Genomic DNA, 18,181 nt, shown 5'->3' with positions numbered 1-18,181 from the left:
ACATATTAAAAGTGTAAACTTATTTATTTTTCATAATCTATATAGCTTCGTTTCTTTCGAATTGAGAATTATATAAGTTTGCATAGAAGCCATTTGATTTTAATAATTCATCGTGACTTCCTTGTTCTATTATGTCTCCTTCATTCATAACCAATATCATGTCTGCATCTCTTATAGTAGATAGTCTATGAGCTATAATAAAACTAGTTCTACCCTCCATAAGATTATCCATTGCCTTTTGAATTAATATCTCCGTTCTCGTATCAACAGAGCTAGTTGCTTCATCCAATATTAATATTTTAGGATCTGCTAAAATTGCACGGGCAATAGTTAAAAGCTGTTTTTGTCCTTGTGATACATTTGTTGCATCCTCATTTAGTTCCATGTTGTATCCATCTGGCAAAGTTTTTACAAAATGATGTACATGAGCCGATTTTGCTGCTTCTATTACTTCCTCGTCTGTAGCATCTAACTTACCATATCTTATATTTTCCATTATAGAATCATTAAATAGCCATGTATCCTGAAGCACCATACCAAACAACTCTCTTAACTCGCTTCTATTGAAATCTTTTACATTGTGCCCATCTATAAGTATCTCTCCTGAGTTTATATCATAAAATCTCATAAGCAATTTAACTATTGTTGTTTTACCTGCTCCTGTAGGTCCAACAATTGCAATTTTCTGACCTGGCTTAACATGCGCAGTAAAATCATTTATTATAGTTTTATTTTCCTTGTAACCAAATTTCACATGATTGAAGTCAATCTCACCTTTTAGCTTAATTTCTCCATCTTCTCCTCTTAGGATAACTGGATCTTTGGCAAATTGGTCCTCTTCTTCTTCATCTAAAAATTCAAATACTCTTTCAGATGCAGCAGCTGTAGATTGTAGTAAGTTGGCTGCTTGTGCTACTTGATTTATAGGTTGAGTGAAACTTCTTACATATTGAATAAATGATTGTATATCCCCAACTTCTATAGTTTTTTTGATTGCAAGCCACCCTCCTAGTATAGATATTGCAACATAACCTAAGTTACCAATAAACATCATTAGCGGTTGCATTATACCTGATAAGAACTGTGACTTCCAAGCTGAGTTATATAAGCTTTCATTTAAATTATCAAATTCTTTAATGGCGTCCTTCTCACCATTAAATGCCTTTACTATATTGTGCCCACTATAAACCTCCTCTACCTGACCATTGACATGACCTAAGTATTCTTGTTGAGATTTAAAGTACTTTTGTGATTTCTTTATTACTAGAGAAATCAATAACATAGACACAGGAATTATAACTATGGCGACAAGTGTCATAATCCAGCTTATTGATAACATCATTATTAATACCCCAATTATAGTAGTAATTGAAGTTATTAATTGAGTCATACTTTGATTTAAACTTTGACTTAGAGTGTCTATATCATTTGTTATTCTTGATAAAACTTCTCCATGTGTTCTACTATCAAAATACTTCATAGGTAATCTATTTATTTTTTGTGATATCTCTTTTCTTAAATTATAAGACACCTTTTGAGATATCCCACTCATCACAAACCCTTGTATAAATGAGAAAATAGAACTTACTAAGTACAGACAAACTAGAATTAATAGAATTCTACCTATCCCATCGAAATCTATACCTCCGCCTTCTACTCCAGAAAGCTTAGAGACAATTCCTTCAAATATTTTAGTGGTTGCTTTACCCAAAATTTTGGGTCCGACTATAGAAAATGCGGCACTCCCGATTGCGAATAATACAACTAAAAATATTGACAACTTAAATTTTGATAAATGAGTTCCCAATGTTTTCATTGTTCCTTTAAAGTCTTTGGCCTTTTCTCCAGAACCCATAGGTCCATGTCCCATAGGCCCACCCATTCTCTTTCTATTATATTGTTTATTACTCATCGGCTAGTTCCTCCTTTGAAAGCTGTGATAATGCTATCTGTTTATAGACCTCACAATTTTTTAGAAGATTTTCGTGACTTCCAACGCCTACTATTTCACCTTCATCTAAAACTATAATCTGCTCAGCATTTAATATAGTGCTTATTCTTTGGGCTACTATCAATACTGTACTTCCTGACGTTTCAGATTTTAATGCCTTACGAAGTTTTGCATCAGTCTTAAAATCAAGTGCAGAGAAACTGTCATCAAATATATATATTTCTGGATTTTTAACTATTGCCCTTGCTATAGACAATCTTTGCTTTTGCCCACCTGATACGTTTGTTCCTCCTTGTGAAATTTCAGTTTCGATCCCCTCTGGTTTAGATTCAACAAATTCTGTAGCCTGGGCTATACTAATAGCCTTTTTTAACTCTTCATCTGTAGCATCTTCTTTAGCGTATCTTAAATTTGATTCTATTGTACCTGAGAATAACACTCCTTTTTGAGGAACGTATCCTATCTTATCTCTTAAATCACTTTGCGATATCTCTCTAACATCTACCCCATCAACTAGTATCTCACCTTCTGTAACATCAAAGAATCGAGGAATTAAGTTTACAAGTGTAGATTTTCCACTACCAGTGCTTCCTATAAATGCAGTTGTTTCTCCTGGTTTTGCAGTAAATGATATATTTTTTAGTACTTCTTCCTCTGCATTAGGATATTTAAATGATACATTTTTAAATTCAACTAATCCTTTTTTATCTAAATCCATATTTTTTTCATCAATTGGATCTGTGATACTTAAATCAGTAGAAAGTATCTCATCTATACGCCCCAATGATACTGATGCTCTTGGAAGCATTACAGACACCATAGATATCATCAAGAATGACATTATTATTTGCATAGTATATTGTATAAACGCCATCATATCTCCAACTTGCATATTTCCTGCATCTATACTATAAGCACCTCTCCAAACAATAAGAACACCTATTAAGTTCATTACAAGCATCATGGATGGCATCATACATGCCATAACTCTATTAACAAATGTATTTAATTTTGTTAGGTCTTTATTTGCTTTATCAAATCTCTGTTCTTCATACTTTTCTGTACTAAATGCACGAATAACAGGTATTCCAGTAAGTATCTCACGAGATACCAAATTTAACTTATCGACCAATTTTTGTACAATCTTGAATCTAGGCATAACTACTGCAAATAATATAGATATTAATATTAGTATTGCTACTAACGCTACTCCTATAATCCAAGACATAGATGTATTTGTTTTTAGTACTTTGAATACTCCACCTATCCCTAATATAGGAGCATAGAAAACTATTCTAAGCAACATAACAAGTAGCATCTGTACTTGTTGAATATCATTTGTACTACGAGTTATCAACGATGCTATAGAAAATTTTTCAAGTTCTTCATTTGAAAATGACATTACTTTTCTAAATACTCCACTTCTTAAATTTTTACCTACAGAAGCAGCAACCCTTGACGCCAAAAATCCAACCATTATAGCTGCTAATACACTTAACAGAGTTATTGCTATCATTTTTATTCCTGTAATAAGTATATAGTTATTTTGTACCTTTTCTGTGTTAATTCCTATATTTTCATACTCTGATTTTACATATGAAGTAGCACTTTGTGTTATCATACTTTCCGGCATATCATCAATCTTTTCTTCTATACCCTTAATAAGCTCTTGTCTCTGATTTGAATTCATTACAGATAAAACACCAAATATGTCGGCATCCTTACTTATTAATTGAGGTGGCAACTTTGAAACAATACTATCTTTCATAAGTTTTATTTCTTTGCTATCACTTTCTAGTATAGAAGTTATTAAAATATATTTTGACATTGTACTACTTAATTTATCTCTAGACTCTTCGTCAATATTTCTCAGTCTATAAAGTTCTTGATCTTCTAGTGCTGGATACTTTTCTTTGTAAGTATCATACTCTTTCTTGCTTAAAGATCCTCTATCTATTAATTCATAGCTATCTAGTACTTTTTCCTTATCCTTTTCATTCATAATTAAAGTTATTTTTTCTAGTTCACTTCTTCGTATTACATCTAATACTGCATCTTTAACTCCGCCCTGCTGTATACCTATATTAACTATATCAGAAGTATATTCCGGCAAAGAAAGATCGCACGTCGCCTGAACTAATAACAGTATTACTATCGCTATTATCGATACAACTGATTTCTTTAAATGTTTAACTAACTGTAGCATATATCTCTATCCTTTCTCATCCAAATCACAACGACCTTTTTTATTCATATTATAACCAACCTTTAAATTATCTCTCATTTGAATAAAAAACCTTCTCAACAAGATTTTTTCCTCTTGGGTAAAGTCTGCCGTATACTCTTTTTCCAGCTCCTCATTTAACTCTCTTAGCTGTTTAGTTTTTTCTAGTCCCAAGTTTGTTATAAATATTCTTGATACCCTCTGGTCTTTTTCGTCTTGTTCTCTTCTTATTAATTCGTTCTTTTCCATTCTTTTTATCATCATAGTTATAGTTGATGGCTTAACAGAAAGTGCATCTGCTAACTCCTTCTGACTTAGACCATTGTTTTTTTCAAGTTTAAAAAGCAATGGTGGTTGCCCAGGGTACAATCCTATTTTGTCTAGTAAACTATGCGTTCTTAAAAAGTAAAGATGTGTCAATTGAACAAATATATAATTCAAAGACTCATCATGATTGTAGCTCATTTGTCACCCTCCTTTTAATTAGCCAGCTAACTATTATATTACTCTATAATAAATTTAATTTCAATATTTTTTTATTAGTTATTATATTATCTATATTTTCATGGCTTAAAATGAGTATCCCTCCATAATTCATATCATAATTTATACAAATACATTCTTAAAGATCTATTTTATATGTTTGTTTTTATAAAAAGAATATACTTTAGTTATGTAATTAATTAGTCAGCTAATATATTTTTAAGCTTTACTTTAAACTAAATCTAAGTGAATTAGTCTATACTATACTTTCCTATGCATTATAAAAAATACCCTATTAGGAAATTTTTAATCCTTTGATAGGGTATTTTTGTTAGTAAATAAATTTCTAAGCTCTCAAAGTAGCTCTTATTCTATTTTTATTAAATAACATATCAAAAACATCGTTTATAGACTTAGCAACTATATCACTCTCGGCAATTGTTTTTGAACAGCAACCTTCATCTCCTAAAATACATATTGATAAATCACTAATTTTAAACATTTCTATATCATTAAATCCGTTTCCTATGCATATACTTTCCCCAGATAATGATGCTACTATTTCTTTTTTATGACTGGCAGCATTGTTTCCAGGAAATGTTTTTAAGTTTACAGGCAACCCTTCACAATAATCGTTTACATCTCCGTAAGTATCTGCTGTTAATATATATATTTCAACCAATTCGCTAAGTTTATTTATATTATCTAATGTAGTTTTACTCATCTTGCCATCTACTGCCAAAGTTCCATTGTAATCAAACACTATATTACTTATATTATATTTTCTTCTTCCAGGTATATCTATATCTATCATTTAACCCTCCAAAAATGTATTGTAATGCATTTTATTTTGATAGCTTGTCTTCTAGAACGTCCATTGCAAGCACGTATCCAAGTTTTCCACACCCACAAAGTTGTGCTACACATGCTGGAGCAGTCACAGATTTATGTCTAAAATCCTCTCTAGAGTGTATATTTGATATATGAACTTCCACTGTAGGTATGCTAATTGATTTTATTGCATCATAAATTGCATAACTATAGTGTGTAAACGCCCCTGGATTTATTATAACTCCATCGTATTCTTCAAAATATGCCTCTTGGAGAAAGTTTATAATTTCTCCTTCAATATTACTTTGAAATAGGGTTACATCATGTTTACGTTTTTTCCCTTCTTCTTTTATATAAGAACAGACTTCATCAAAATCTGTACTCCCATAAACATTTTTTTCTCTAATCCCTAGCATATTGATATTAGGACCATTTATTATCATAAGTTTCATATAATCTCCCTCTAATCCTAGTATTATTAATTAATGCCCTCAATAAACTTAATTATGCTACTAGCCGTTATATCCAATTGCTTTTCTTGGCTTATAATAGCATCATTATCACCTTTTTGCTTTCCATAATCTCCGAATTGGCTGTGGTTAGCCCCCTCTATCTCATCAAATATTGTATCTGTCGGTAATTTACCTTTAGAATCTACGAACTTTTTGAAGTTTATTACTCCATCTTTACTACCACATATAGAAATCACTCTTTTACCTAAATTCTTAAGATCATCATTCATAGGGTAAGATGCAATTAAAACTACACCATCAGTCATCCTATTATCAGATGCAAATTTAGCTGCCATAGTTCCTCCTAAAGAATGACCTCCAACTATCCATGTATCTATATTATTGTATTTTTCAATAACTTTTTCTCCTCTATTTGGTGAAAGCATAGGAAAGTTAAAAGGCATCTTTAATACTATTACCTTATACCCACTTTGTGCTATCTTTCTACAAAGAGGTGCATAACTCTCAGGCTCTACCCTGGCTCCTGGATAAAATATAAATCCTTTATTTGTATTAACTTGTTTTGGTGTAAACGATATATAATCTCCATCCTCTACTTCAACTATATTGTCACTGACCAAAGACTCTCTAGCTAGTTCCTGCGGTTTATAAGAATTGCTGCACCAAATAAAAAAAGATACTACCGAAAGAATTAATATCCCTAAAGCAAATAATCCAATCCCTTTTTTTATTTTATCTCCCCTGTAATTAGCTATATCCTCGTCGTCATCTTCATCATAAAGTAAAGGTCTTTCAAGTTCCATAGTTATACTAAAAGTATCGTACTTTTTTTTGTGTTTTGCCTTTACATCCTTACTCATAATATACCTCCATAAATCTTAAATACTATTATAGTTTATCACAAGTAATACTATTTTTCATCTAATGGAGTTATTTTAATTATATCATTTTTCTACTATCAATCTTATTATTATACTTTTATCTGCATATAGCTACTTAAAAATAATCAATAATCCCTTTGTCTAAGTTGTATAAATTATCAAATCCTTCTACAGATAATAAATTGCATGCAGTTATACTTCTATGTCCACTCCTACAATAGATTACTATTTTGCTATCTCTATATTCATCTAGTTCATCAATATTGTATGGTATATCCTGTAATGGTAAGTTTATAGCTGATTCTATACTTCCCTCCAAAAATTCGTCTTTTGTTCTTACATCTATTAATACTATATCTTCCTTTTTATCTAAAATCTCTTTTAACTGTTTTTTATTTATATTTTTGTAGTTCATAATTTCACCTCTGTCTATATTTTATAAAGTATTGTAATAAGTTTTTACCCACTTTAAAGAAAAATAAAATCTATTTTAAATAAGTATAAAGAACTTATATAAACATAAAAATAGAGGCCAGCATTATTGCCAACCTCTATTTTTTATTATTTAAATTTTATATATTTAAATTTTATATATTTAAATTATATATATATGATATTTTCTAAAATATCTTTATTTCTCCACCTTTCCACCTTCTACGACAATGCTCTCAGGATCTACAATATCACCATAGAATGGAAGTAGAGTCGACTTATAAGCATTATGGAAGAAATTTTCCTCACCTAATTTTTCTATTTCTTGATTTATCCAATCCAAGAGTTCTTTATCCCCTTTTTTAACTGCAGGAGCAATTGTATCTATTTGCCCTAATGAATCCATACTAGTAGAAAAACCTTTGTGCTTTTTAACCCAAGCATAAAGTAACGTATTATCATGTGCTATTGCATCCCCTCTTTTATCCAAAAGCGCATTAAAAGCTTCAGTATTCTCATCATATTTTAAAAGTTCGATTTCTGGATAATTTTTCATAAAATAAGTCTCTGCTGTTGTACCCTTATTAACTATAAGCTTTTTCCCCTTTAGCTGGTCAATGCTTGTTATAGGATTAGAGTCTGGAGAAGCAATTCCAAGTGCAACTTTCATATAAGGTAGAGCAAAATCCACTTTTTCTTTTCTCTCATCTGTCACAGTAAAGTTTGCAAGTAAAATATCAATTTTGTTTGTCTCTAAAAATTCTACTCTACTAGCCGCTTCTACAGACACAAATTCTACGGCATTTTCATCACCAAGCAAATCTTTTGCAATACGTTTACCAAAGTATACATCATACCCTTGTGGTCTTCCATTTTCATCGATATATCCAAATGGAGCTTTGTCACTAAAAACTCCAATACGTACCTTCCCAGACTCCTTAATTTTTTGTATAGATGATTTAGATTTACTATCTTCTTTATTTGTCTTGTTTACACCGCAACCACTTACTATCCCCGCTATTAATACTAGTATCATTGATAAAGTTAATATAAATTTATATTTTTTCATATAATCCTCCCATTAAAAATTAAAAATATTTAAAAAATCTTTTGCCCTATTTGTCTTAGGGTTTTTGAAAAATTCTTTTGGTGTATTTTCCTCAACGATAACACCATCATCAATAAAAATAATCCTATCGGCAACAGCCTCTGCAAACTTCATTTCATGTGTTACAATAGCCATTGTCATTCCTTGATTAGAGAGTTCTAATATTACATCTAAAACCTCCCTAACCATTTCCGGATCTAGAGCTGCAGTTACTTCATCAAACAAAATAATTTCTGGATTCATACATAAAGCTCTAACAATAGCAACTCTTTGCTTTTGTCCTCCAGATAATTCCCTTGGAAATGAATTTGCTCTATGCTCCAATCCAACTCTTTTTAATAATCCCTTTGCCTGAGCCTTAACATCATCTTTATCACGTTTTTGTGACTTTAAAGGTCCTAGCATTATATTATCCAAGATAGTCATATGAGGAAATAACTCATAACTCTGAAATACCATACCTATTTTTTGTCTAAGCAAATACCACTGAGTATCTTTTGTACCCATAACTTCACCATTAAACTTAATGGTCCCATGCTGAAATTCCTCTAATCCATTTATACATCTAAGCAATGTGCTCTTCCCACATCCAGATGGACCTAATATTACAATAACCTCTCCTCTATTAATATCAAGTGACACTCCTTTTAAAACCTCAGTGTCATTATAATTTTTCTTTAGATTTTCAATTTTAATAACCTCTGTTTCCATAATTAATCACCCCACCTAGTTTCAAGTTTTTTTGATAACGTCGACACTGGAAAACAAATAATAAAATACAAACCCGAAATAAAAGCATACACCCAAAGAGGAGCACTTGGATTATTAAAAAGAGATGATTCTATTATCTGTTGCCCTACTTTTAATACCTCTATGACACCTATTAAAGCTACTAGCGATGTAGTTTTTATCATTCTAGTAGTAAGATTAATTGCTGAAGGTATCATTCTTTTAATCGACTGTGGGATTATTATATACATATATATTTGGATATCTCTAAGTCCAATTGCCCTTCCACTTTCAATTTGATGCTTTGGTATAGATGTAATAGCTCCTCTTACAATATCACCCATCTCAGCTACACCCCACATAGAAAATACAACTACAGAGATAATAAATGAATCAATATGAACTCCTATTAATTTTGTTAGTCCAAAATAAAATATAAATAACCAAACCAAAATCGGAATTATGCGAATTGTTTCGATGTATATCCTTCCTATGAGTACTACTAATCTATTTTTACTAGACATTATAACTCCAAAAATAGTCCCTACTATCATTGATATTAAAACTGAAAAAACTGCAATTTCTAAAGTAACACCAAGTCCAACCAATATTCTTTCCATATTTTTCCCATTAAATAAAACCTCATACCCCATAACCTGCATACCTCAACTTTCTTTCTAAAAATGTAGTAATAATAGCTAATGGCAATAAAATTATGAGATATGATACTACAAGTAAAAATAACGCCTCGTTGGTATTATAGTAAATTCCAATGAGATCCTTTGCTAAATGGGTAAGATCTGCAATTGCTATTACACTAAAAATTGATGTCTCCTTAAGTAAAAATATTATATTAGCCCCTATATTAGGAATAGATACTGCTAGAGCTTGTGGAAAAATCACGTATTTCATAATCTGAAATCTAGTAAGACCTATACTTTTTCCAGCATCTATTTGCGACTTACTTACTGAATCTAAACCTCCTCTAAATGCCTCTGAAAAGTAACCTCCACCTAAAAATCCCAACCCAAATATGGCACACACCTCTGGAGAAACTTTTATACCTAGCTTCGGTAACCCATAATAAATAAAGAATAACTGTATTAACATTGGAGTATTTCTAGATACCTCAGTATAAGCCTTGAACACACCGTTTATTAAAGGAGTTTTGTAGTACTGACTTAGACTAGATAAAAATCCAACTATTAATGCAAGCAAAATTCCCCCCATTCCTAACCTTAGCGTAAGACCTGCCGCCTGAATATAGAGTGGGATATATTCTATAATGATATCTAAGTTTATTTCTCTCACCACCTTTCTATATATTTCTATTATCAAAATGATAATTATAAATACATTATAGAATTATCATTTTGATAATGCAACCTTTTTTTTAAAATATAATAAAATTAACTTATTCATAATTAAATATTTATAGCCAAAAACAAAATAAAGGTGAGCAGAAATCTACTCACCTTTATTTTTATATAAATATATCTTTAATTTTTTAGAATTCAGCATTCTTAGGTGTTCTTGGGAATGGTATTACGTCTCTTATATTAGACATTCCAGTCATGTACATTATTATTCTTTCAAATCCAAGACCAAAACCTGAATGAGTGGCAGTTCCATATTTTCTAAGTTCTAAGTACCACCAATAGTCTTCTTCATTTAGGTTCATTTCTTTTATTCTTTCTAATAATACATCTTCTCTTTCTTCCCTTTGAGATCCACCTACTATTTCTCCTACACCAGGAACTAATAAGTCCATAGCTCTAACAGTTTTTCCATCTTCATTCATTCTCATATAGAATGCCTTTATATCTTTTGGATAATCTGTAACAAATACTGGAGAGTTATATATTTTTTCTGTTATATATCTCTCGTGTTCAGTTTGAAGGTCACATCCCCATTCAACAGGATATTCAAACTCTTGTCCTGATTCAATTAACAATTCTACAGCTTTAGTGTAAGTTATTCTTACAAAATCAGAGTTTACTATTTTGTTTAATCTCTCTAAAAGCCCTTTATCTATAAAATTATTGAAAAATTCCATTTCTTCTGGAGCATTTTCAAGAACGTAGCTTATAACATATTTTATCATATCCTCTGCAAGTTCCATATTATCTTCAAGATCTGCAAACACTATCTCAGGTTCTATCATCCAGAACTCAGAAGCATGTCTTCCTGTATATGAGTTTTCAGCTCTAAATGTTGGCCCAAATGTGTAAACATTTCTAAAAGCAAGAGCCATTATCTCAGCATTTAATTGCCCACTAACTGTTAAATTCGCCTCTTTACCAAAAAAGTCCTGAGAATAATCTATTTTTCCATCTTCTGTTTTTGGAATATTGTTTAAATCCATAGTTGTTAATCTAAACATTTCACCTGCACCTTCACAGTCACTTCCTGTTATTATTGGTGAATGTGCGTATACAAAGTTTCTATCTTGGAAAAATTTATGTATAGCATATGCAGCTATACTTCTTACTCTAAATACAGCTGAAAAAGTATTACTTCTCGGTCTTAAGTGAGCTATAGTTCTTAAATACTCAAGAGTATGTCTTTTCTTTTGAAGTGGATATGAATTATCTGATGTTCCTTCTACTACTATGCTTTTAGCATGTATCTCTACTGGCTGTTTAGCCCCCTCAGTAGATACTAGTTCACCTTCTACTAATATTGACGAACTTATTGGTAATTTACTTATATCCTTAAAATTATCTAATTTTTCATCAAATACTATTTGCATGTTTTTAAAGAAACTTCCATCATTTAACTCTATAAACCCAAAATTTTTAGAACTTCTAGATGTTCTTATCCAACCCGCTACCTTTACTGTCTTTCCTATGTACTCTTCTTTGCTTTTATATAGATCTTTTACTATTATAAATTCTTTTTGCATTTTTTCCTCCTATTATAAATTTATTTTTATATAATAAAAAAAACCCTTCATCCCATATAAAGGGACGAAAGGTTATAACTATCGCGGTACCACCCTAATTGTCAAAAATGACCTCTTAGTAAGCTATGCTTATCAGTCTATAACGGGACCCACCGTCTAAATCTACTAACTAAAAAGCTTTCGGTTAGAAACTCCGAGATGTTCTTCAATATAAATTCCGTATTGAGCTTACACCATCCTCAACTCGCTGCGACTTCTATATATATTTACTCTTCTCTTCATAGTATTTACTATATAAATTATATCCATTATTTAAAAAGATTATACCAACTTATAAAATTTTAGTCAACATTTTATTTAATACATTAAGTCAATTTGGATTGATTATATATACAACTAAACTAATTTTTTTGTTTAAAGTTTTACTTTTTACTCAATAATAATATATAAACACATGTTATATATCCTATATCTACATTATTATAAATAAAATGTACCTAAGGAGGTTTTAAAAGGAGGTTTTAATATGAAATATATACTTATATTTCTCCTTATTCTTTCATTTATAGGCCCTTCTGCTGATAAGGGTGACTCTATTCCCTCTGTTGTGAGAAAGGGGGTATATAATTATATTACATGCTTGGATAGTTCTTTTGACTACCTAGTTGATAATGTACCTGCTATATCAAATCTTGCAGAAGTACCCTACAAAAGAACATACAAAAAAGTTATGAAAGACAGATACTTTACCAAGCATTTAATTTCTCCAAATGAAACTCTGGATGAAATTATTAAAAGTTATAATTCTGATATTGATGACATAGATGACTTTAGAAAAGTTATAGTTAAGGAGAACCCTGGAATAGTATCTGAATCATATGAGATTAAGTCAGGTGAGTATGTCGTAATACCTACCAAATAATCCTATTTATTTTAATTGTTAAATATTTTATTAAATATAAAGGAGCTTTAATCAATATAAAACTATTGACTAAAGCTCCTTTTAAAATATTATTAGAAACCAACATAATGTCAACTTCTGGGCCAAAATAAAGGTATATTTTGTTGTTTTATAACCTAGAATACAGTATTTCCAATGATTACTTACAGTTTGCTTCCATTGTCTACCCACTCTTTAGCATTCTTTACATTTTCTAAAGAAGGAACTGATACATTAGTTATCGGTCTAAGCTTTTCTATATCTGCCCAAGCAGCATTAGTATTTCTGTCTACTGAATCCTTTAAATTTAATCTTCTATTAGACTTACCATTTAAAGCTTTTGATTTTTCCTTATCCAAACTAATCACCTCTCCTTTTTCTTTTGTAATAGTTTTAGCTTTTTTTTTAATTAAATTCATGTTATATAATTTAATATTTTAGCTAATACTATAAATTATCTGCAATTTCTTGAATTGTATTTTTTAAATTTAAAACACTATAACCTTGAAAATTGTTCGGATATATATTGAATTTTTTGTTGCTCCAAGCATTAAATATGTCTTAAGTACTTCGTCAAACAAAGATATCCTAGGTATTTCAGACTCATTAACCAGATACTCCATTATTAGAGCCAAAGCACCTGAAACTATCGAACTACTCACCCCTGTCCCTGTTGCTGTATTGTATGTTGAATTTATATATGTTGAAATTATATTTACTCCAGGGGCTACTATATCCGGTTTTATGCATTTTCTTCATTGCATCCCTTCGACGATCCTATCCATATACTATTTGTCTTGTCGCTATACGCACCTATCTTGAATAATAAGAGGATGTTACGTCTTGCGCTTCAAGTGTAAATGGCTCTTCTATTTCCTCTATTTCAGTATAATTTTTTAACTGTTCTATACTCTCTTTATTAGTAGACACTATTATGGCATAAGCAGGACTCATTATCTCTACTGAGACACTGAGTTCATTTTCTAGTTTCAATATGTCACCTTTGTATTTTACTATTGCCTCTTAACTTATGTTAACACCTCCTGAATTCCATAATTCACCTAATGTATATATGATTAATAAAACTTATGATAACTAATAAAATCTCGTACCCAACTTGTTGAGTACGAGATTTTAGATTAAGACTTTTCTTTAATTTGTTTACTGAGTTTTCCAAGCATATTTTTAGAGAAATTTGATATTTCCTTTGGAACACAGATAGATTCGGCTAGTAAATAATAAATCTCGATTGCCCTTTTATAATCTTTCTTGCCCGTATATGCCCTGAATGCCTCTTCTGATAATTCTTTTGATGCATCATTTATTCTTTTATATCTTCTCTCCAAAATAACCTCTCCTTAAACATATATAAATTTCTAAAATATATGTCTTTAAGGATGATATTATTCTATCTTATATTTATAATATTACTATTTTGTGAGCTACTTCCATTGTATATAGCTACAACATAAACATCTAAGTTTAACTCTCCTTCTGGTATACCTATTGTACATTCATTGCCTTGTATACCCTGTCTATATAAGCTAAAGTTACTTTCTCCTTTTGAGTTGTTTCTCACATAAATATTGTAGGTACAATTATATTTTTCTATATCATCCCATACAATGTTTACGATGTTGTTTTCTAAATCTATATTTGCAGTCAAACCTTCTACCTTCATATCATCTATATAACCTGGATTACTATCACCAATTTTTATATTTACTACATTACTAGGTTTTGTAGTCCCTACTTTAGTCTTTCCTACTACATATATATCTATATTTGCAGACTTATTACCATCCAAATCAATTTCTATAGTAGTCTTGATTTTTCTAGACTTGTCAATATCATCTTTATCAATAGTTACTGATTTAATCTTTGAGAATTTATTTCTATTAATTAAATTGTTTTTCATATATACATCGTAGTCGTATACGCCATTTAAATAATCCCATTTAAGTGTAACTATAAGTTTATTATCCACTATATCGTATGTGTACTCTAAATTTTGGACCTTGTTGTTTGTTATTGAATCTTCTACTACATTTACCTTCACAAGCTTGGATTTATTTCCACAAATTATTTTTATAGTTTCCTTTCCTTCCCTAAGTCCTACCATAGTTCCGTCTTCATTTATACTTAAAGCTCTAGCTACTGGCAATTTTCGCTCTAAAAACTCATATCTAATCTTAGGATGTTTAAGTCCCCTAGGTGAAGTCTTTATCTCTGGATTTAAGTTTTGAGTTTGACCTATTTCTATCTCCAAATTTCTATTTATATCTATATCTGAAACCCATGCATTAATCCTAAACTTGGAGTATATCTTTTTCCCACCTGAATTAGCACTTAGGGTTGCAGTTCCAACTCCTACTGCCTTTATTTTATTTCCCTCTACTCTTAATACATCTTCATCACTACTTTCAAATGATACTTTATATGTGTCCTGGAATTTTTTATAATCAACCTCTACCACACTATCTATTGTAGCTTTATCCCCAACATATTCTAAGTCCCCATCTATATTCATTTCTAGATTTTGAACTTTTGGATCTACAACCTTTATCGCTGCCTTCTTTATAACTCTAGAATTCTTCATTATACCTATAGATGAGAACCCCTCTTTTAGTGCAGTCATTTTGTTTCCCTCTATCTTTAATACACCTGTGTCATCTAGTACATTAAACCATATATTCGCATCTTGTGCATATGATGGGATCTTTAGATAATTTCCTGTAGACAGGGTCACTGTATCATTAAGTTTTACAACATATTTGTCAATATCTTTTACATACTCCCCTCCAACTATTTTAATTTCTGCACCTTTTACCATTGGTCTTAGCACACCAAATTTAAAAAGATAGTATTGGGCAATAAATAGTATTGGAATAGATATTATTACAAAGATTGTCTTGTGCTTATTATTTTTTAAATTAATCATATATCCACTCCCTTCCAATCCATTTAGTGTATAGCTAAAAAACTATCTATATAAAAATTCTATTATTTCTCTCTTAATAATGTTATTAGTTAAATTTATTCTTGAACTTGTTCACAATATTACATGTTTTTTTACTTTATAAACCTAATTTATATTTGAAGAGACCGCCTAAACAGACAGTCCCCATAATTAATTCTTTACTCTAATTATAAACCATTAATTTGAAATTTAAAACTATAATAAGTTTTATTAATATTATAGCTTTTTAATATTTATAGTTTGTCTTGTCAGCTGAAAAGATATATAATAAGTTATGGATAATTTATAATCTTTAAGGAGGATTACAAAATTGAATAAAGCAAATAAGAATACAAACTTCAAATCTTTTATACAGAAAAAAAATATCGAAATATCAGTACAAAGATATTTGATTGATGCCCTAGGATATATGGCTCTTGGACTTTTTGCTTCTTTATTAATAGGGACTATTTTTAATACAATAGGAGATAAATTTGGCATAGTTCTTTTTACTGACGTAATAAGCCCTTTAGCAAAACAAGTCACTGGCCCAGCAATTGCTGTTGCTATTGCGTACGGTCTTCAAGCGCCACCTCTTGTAATATTTTCATGTGCCCTTGTTGGAGCTTGTGGAAATGAATTAGGTGGTCCTGTAGGAGCATTTATTGCAACAATTTTTGCTGTAGAATTCGGAAAGCTTATATCAAAAGAGACAAAGGTAGATATATTGATAACTCCAGCAGTCACAATTTTAGTCGGTGTAATTGTTGCTCAACTAGTAGGACCAGTAGTTGCAAAATTTATGACTTACTTTGGGACTCTAATAATGCAAGCTACTGAAATGCAACCTATAATAATGGGTGCACTTGTATCTACTTTGGTAGGTATTGCACTTACACTTCCTATAAGTAGTGCTGCCATATGTATGATGCTTAGTCTAGGTGGACTTGCTGGTGGAGCAGCAACAGTCGGCTGTTGTTGTCAAATGATTGGATTTGCAGTTATGAGTTTTAGAGAAAATGGAGTCGGAGGACTTTTTGCCCAAGGACTTGGTACATCCATGCTACAAATGCCTAATATAATTAAGAATTATAAAATATGGATTCCACCTACTCTTGCTTCTTTTGTACTAGGTCCAATTTCTACCTCTGTATTTAAAATGGAAAATATACCTATAGGATCCGGTATGGGGTCTAGTGGGTTAGTTGGACAATTTGGAACAATTACTGCTATGCAAGCTGCTGACAAAGGTGGGCCTTCTATGTGGATAGGTATCATACTTCTTCACTTTGTACTCCCTATAGTAGTAACTCTTATTATATCTGAATTTATGAGAAAAAAAGGACTTATAAAGCCCGGTGATCTAAAAATAGATATATAAAAAAAGTAATCCAGGTAAACAACATTTTAAAAGGATAGCTAATAAACTACTAAAAGACTATTAGCTATCCCTTTTTTAATGTTAATCATTTAATACTAATGCTATAAATTCTAAGTTGTCTTGCCCTATATTTTCTATATTATGTTTTTGACCATCCGCAGTATATACTACATCTCCCTCGTTTACTTCGACATACTCCCCATTATCAAATACTTTTGCCTTTCCTTTTAATATGTAATAAACTTCAAAATCATCAGTATGGTCATGCATACCTATTGAGCTGCCTGGTAAAATTGTTATTTTACTAAATAACTTCCCTTTGCCTCTAAGATCTTCTTGTTTTACTATTTTCTCAAATATAACTTTACCCTTACCTAATCTAACATTTTCCTTTTCTTCTACTAATAATTCATTTTTTCTATTTATCATAATAATCCCCTCCAAAACTATTATACTACCTTTAATTACTATAATATTATCCTACTCATTATTATTCAACAATTATATTTTTTAATGTTGCAAAATAAACTTTATAACTAAATAATACAATTTTTTTATTTTATAGACACAAGTAGTATATTTTTCTATATAAATGGTTTAAACTATGTCAGTATCATATTAAAAAGTACTCAAGGCAACTTAATAAATCAGTTAAGTTATTTTAATATTAAATAGGATAAAAATACTATAAATTAATTTCGTATAATTGCACCATTAAATACAAATACTTTAAGTAACCTATTTTTTAACTTAAACTATTTTATTAAATGTACAATTACAACAAATTTTAAATATAATGTATATTTATAGTATGTATTATATTTATTTTTTCTTATTAACATTGCCTTTTTTAGAAAAACAATGCTTTCTTTCAAAATTTTAGT

At 30.4% G+C, this 18,181-nt stretch carries 20 protein-coding genes and 1 other annotated feature; of the genes, 2 read left to right on the top strand and 18 right to left on the bottom strand.

Annotated elements, in window-relative coordinates:
- Window positions 1-37 precede the first annotated feature (37 nt).
- The 12 genes from BUB34_RS05375 to asnS form a co-directional block, all read right to left on the bottom strand.
- Window positions 38-1,912, bottom strand: coding sequence for an ABC transporter ATP-binding protein (locus tag BUB34_RS05375; protein ID WP_073125039.1), 1,875 nt, complete (start codon window positions 1,910-1,912; stop codon window positions 38-40).
- Window positions 1,905-4,157, bottom strand: a complete 2,253-nt coding sequence (locus BUB34_RS05370) for an ABC transporter ATP-binding protein (protein WP_073125037.1) — start codon at window positions 4,155-4,157, stop codon at window positions 1,905-1,907. Before BUB34_RS05370 ends, BUB34_RS05375 begins: the two co-directional genes overlap by 8 nt.
- A gap of 6 nt (window positions 4,158-4,163) precedes the next feature.
- A complete protein-coding gene (locus BUB34_RS05365; protein WP_073125035.1) occupies window positions 4,164-4,640 on the bottom strand; it encodes a MarR family winged helix-turn-helix transcriptional regulator in 477 nt (158 codons plus the stop codon).
- A gap of 364 nt (window positions 4,641-5,004) precedes the next feature.
- Entirely contained in the window at window positions 5,005-5,472 is a 468-nt protein-coding gene (locus BUB34_RS05360) for an HAD family hydrolase (RefSeq protein WP_073125033.1), read from the bottom strand.
- 31 nt (window positions 5,473-5,503) lie between these two features.
- Window positions 5,504-5,941: a type II 3-dehydroquinate dehydratase gene (aroQ, locus tag BUB34_RS05355; protein WP_073125031.1), complete on the bottom strand. Its 438-nt coding sequence runs from the start codon at window positions 5,939-5,941 to the stop codon at window positions 5,504-5,506.
- Window positions 5,942-5,967: 26 nt separating this feature from the next.
- Window positions 5,968-6,822 carry an alpha/beta hydrolase gene (locus BUB34_RS05350; protein ID WP_084120211.1) on the bottom strand — a complete coding sequence of 285 codons (855 nt, stop codon included), beginning with the start codon at window positions 6,820-6,822 and terminating at the stop codon, window positions 5,968-5,970.
- Between the two features lie 136 nt (window positions 6,823-6,958).
- Window positions 6,959-7,258 carry a rhodanese-like domain-containing protein gene (locus tag BUB34_RS05345; RefSeq protein ID WP_073125029.1) on the bottom strand — a complete coding sequence of 100 codons (300 nt, stop codon included), beginning with the start codon at window positions 7,256-7,258 and terminating at the stop codon, window positions 6,959-6,961.
- A gap of 216 nt (window positions 7,259-7,474) precedes the next feature.
- Window positions 7,475-8,344 (bottom strand): cysteine ABC transporter substrate-binding protein, encoded by an 870-nt coding sequence (locus BUB34_RS05340; protein ID WP_073125027.1) that lies wholly within the window; start codon window positions 8,342-8,344, stop codon window positions 7,475-7,477.
- Window positions 8,345-8,356: 12 nt separating this feature from the next.
- Entirely contained in the window at window positions 8,357-9,094 is a 738-nt protein-coding gene (locus BUB34_RS05335; protein ID WP_073125025.1) for an amino acid ABC transporter ATP-binding protein, read from the bottom strand.
- A 2-nt stretch (window positions 9,095-9,096) separates the two neighbouring features.
- On the bottom strand, window positions 9,097-9,732 hold the full coding sequence (locus tag BUB34_RS05330; protein ID WP_330392743.1) for an amino acid ABC transporter permease: 636 nt from the start codon (window positions 9,730-9,732) through the stop codon (window positions 9,097-9,099).
- Between the two features lie 22 nt (window positions 9,733-9,754).
- The gene (locus tag BUB34_RS05325; RefSeq protein WP_330392742.1) at window positions 9,755-10,423 is read right to left on the bottom strand and encodes an amino acid ABC transporter permease; all 669 of its coding nucleotides are present in this window, start codon (window positions 10,421-10,423) and stop codon (window positions 9,755-9,757) included.
- Between the two features lie 196 nt (window positions 10,424-10,619).
- On the bottom strand, window positions 10,620-12,017 hold the full coding sequence (gene asnS, locus BUB34_RS05320) for an asparagine--tRNA ligase (protein ID WP_073125021.1): 1,398 nt from the start codon (window positions 12,015-12,017) through the stop codon (window positions 10,620-10,622).
- A gap of 57 nt (window positions 12,018-12,074) precedes the next feature.
- Window positions 12,075-12,308: a binding site (T-box leader), on the bottom strand.
- 235 nt (window positions 12,309-12,543) lie between these two features.
- On the opposite strand from asnS, the gene BUB34_RS05315 reads away from it, so the two are divergent.
- Window positions 12,544-12,939 carry a hypothetical protein gene (locus BUB34_RS05315; protein WP_073125018.1) on the top strand — a complete coding sequence of 132 codons (396 nt, stop codon included), beginning with the start codon at window positions 12,544-12,546 and terminating at the stop codon, window positions 12,937-12,939.
- A gap of 182 nt (window positions 12,940-13,121) precedes the next feature.
- Here BUB34_RS05315 and BUB34_RS05310 read toward each other — a convergent pair whose 3' ends face one another.
- The 5 genes from BUB34_RS05310 to BUB34_RS05290 all read right to left on the bottom strand — a co-directional run bounded on the left by BUB34_RS05310 (window position 13,122) and on the right by BUB34_RS05290 (window position 15,898).
- The gene (locus tag BUB34_RS05310; protein ID WP_334292668.1) at window positions 13,122-13,325 is read right to left on the bottom strand and encodes a DUF3787 domain-containing protein; all 204 of its coding nucleotides are present in this window, start codon (window positions 13,323-13,325) and stop codon (window positions 13,122-13,124) included.
- A 120-nt stretch (window positions 13,326-13,445) separates the two neighbouring features.
- Window positions 13,446-13,655 carry a hypothetical protein gene (locus BUB34_RS13520; protein WP_242948831.1) on the bottom strand — a complete coding sequence of 70 codons (210 nt, stop codon included), beginning with the start codon at window positions 13,653-13,655 and terminating at the stop codon, window positions 13,446-13,448.
- Between the two features lie 115 nt (window positions 13,656-13,770).
- Window positions 13,771-13,974 (bottom strand): hypothetical protein, encoded by a 204-nt coding sequence (locus tag BUB34_RS05300; protein WP_278276705.1) that lies wholly within the window; start codon window positions 13,972-13,974, stop codon window positions 13,771-13,773.
- A gap of 122 nt (window positions 13,975-14,096) precedes the next feature.
- The gene (locus BUB34_RS05295) at window positions 14,097-14,303 is read right to left on the bottom strand and encodes a hypothetical protein (protein WP_073125012.1); all 207 of its coding nucleotides are present in this window, start codon (window positions 14,301-14,303) and stop codon (window positions 14,097-14,099) included.
- 62 nt (window positions 14,304-14,365) lie between these two features.
- Window positions 14,366-15,898: a hypothetical protein gene (locus tag BUB34_RS05290; RefSeq protein ID WP_073125010.1), complete on the bottom strand. Its 1,533-nt coding sequence runs from the start codon at window positions 15,896-15,898 to the stop codon at window positions 14,366-14,368.
- Window positions 15,899-16,247: 349 nt separating this feature from the next.
- Here BUB34_RS05290 and BUB34_RS05285 point away from each other — a divergent pair, with 349 nt between their 5' ends.
- Entirely contained in the window at window positions 16,248-17,297 is a 1,050-nt protein-coding gene (locus BUB34_RS05285) for a PTS transporter subunit IIC (protein WP_073125008.1), read from the top strand.
- A gap of 81 nt (window positions 17,298-17,378) precedes the next feature.
- On the opposite strand, the gene BUB34_RS05280 is transcribed toward BUB34_RS05285, so the two are convergent.
- A complete protein-coding gene (locus tag BUB34_RS05280) occupies window positions 17,379-17,726 on the bottom strand; it encodes a cupin domain-containing protein (RefSeq protein WP_073125005.1) in 348 nt (115 codons plus the stop codon).
- Window positions 17,727-18,181 lie beyond the last annotated feature (455 nt).

The sequence above is a fragment of the Asaccharospora irregularis DSM 2635 genome, from assembly GCF_900129815.1.
Taxonomy (GTDB): domain Bacteria; phylum Bacillota; class Clostridia; order Peptostreptococcales; family Peptostreptococcaceae; genus Asaccharospora; species Asaccharospora irregularis.
Note: the sequence above shows the minus strand (reverse complement) of the source record. Positions and strands in the feature narration are given on the sequence as shown.

Coding starts and splice junctions, on each gene's coding strand:
- BUB34_RS05370 (WP_073125037.1), bottom strand. CDS start 4,157: ATGCTACAGTTAGTTAAACATTTAAAGAAATCAGTTGTATCGATAATA.
- BUB34_RS05290 (WP_073125010.1), bottom strand. CDS start 15,898: ATGATTAATTTAAAAAATAATAAGCACAAGACAATCTTTGTAATAATA.
- BUB34_RS05335 (WP_073125025.1), bottom strand. CDS start 9,094: ATGGAAACAGAGGTTATTAAAATTGAAAATCTAAAGAAAAATTATAAT.
- asnS (WP_073125021.1), bottom strand. CDS start 12,017: ATGCAAAAAGAATTTATAATAGTAAAAGATCTATATAAAAGCAAAGAA.
- BUB34_RS05360 (WP_073125033.1), bottom strand. CDS start 5,472: ATGATAGATATAGATATACCTGGAAGAAGAAAATATAATATAAGTAAT.
- aroQ (WP_073125031.1), bottom strand. CDS start 5,941: ATGAAACTTATGATAATAAATGGTCCTAATATCAATATGCTAGGGATT.
- BUB34_RS05280 (WP_073125005.1), bottom strand. CDS start 17,726: ATGATAAATAGAAAAAATGAATTATTAGTAGAAGAAAAGGAAAATGTT.
- BUB34_RS05375 (WP_073125039.1), bottom strand. CDS start 1,912: ATGAGTAATAAACAATATAATAGAAAGAGAATGGGTGGGCCTATGGGA.
- BUB34_RS05340 (WP_073125027.1), bottom strand. CDS start 8,344: ATGAAAAAATATAAATTTATATTAACTTTATCAATGATACTAGTATTA.
- BUB34_RS05350 (WP_084120211.1), bottom strand. CDS start 6,822: ATGAGTAAGGATGTAAAGGCAAAACACAAAAAAAAGTACGATACTTTT.
- BUB34_RS05345 (WP_073125029.1), bottom strand. CDS start 7,258: ATGAACTACAAAAATATAAATAAAAAACAGTTAAAAGAGATTTTAGAT.
- BUB34_RS05365 (WP_073125035.1), bottom strand. CDS start 4,640: ATGAGCTACAATCATGATGAGTCTTTGAATTATATATTTGTTCAATTG.
- BUB34_RS05330 (WP_330392743.1), bottom strand. CDS start 9,732: ATGGAAAGAATATTGGTTGGACTTGGTGTTACTTTAGAAATTGCAGTT.
- BUB34_RS05315 (WP_073125018.1), top strand. CDS start 12,544: ATGAAATATATACTTATATTTCTCCTTATTCTTTCATTTATAGGCCCT.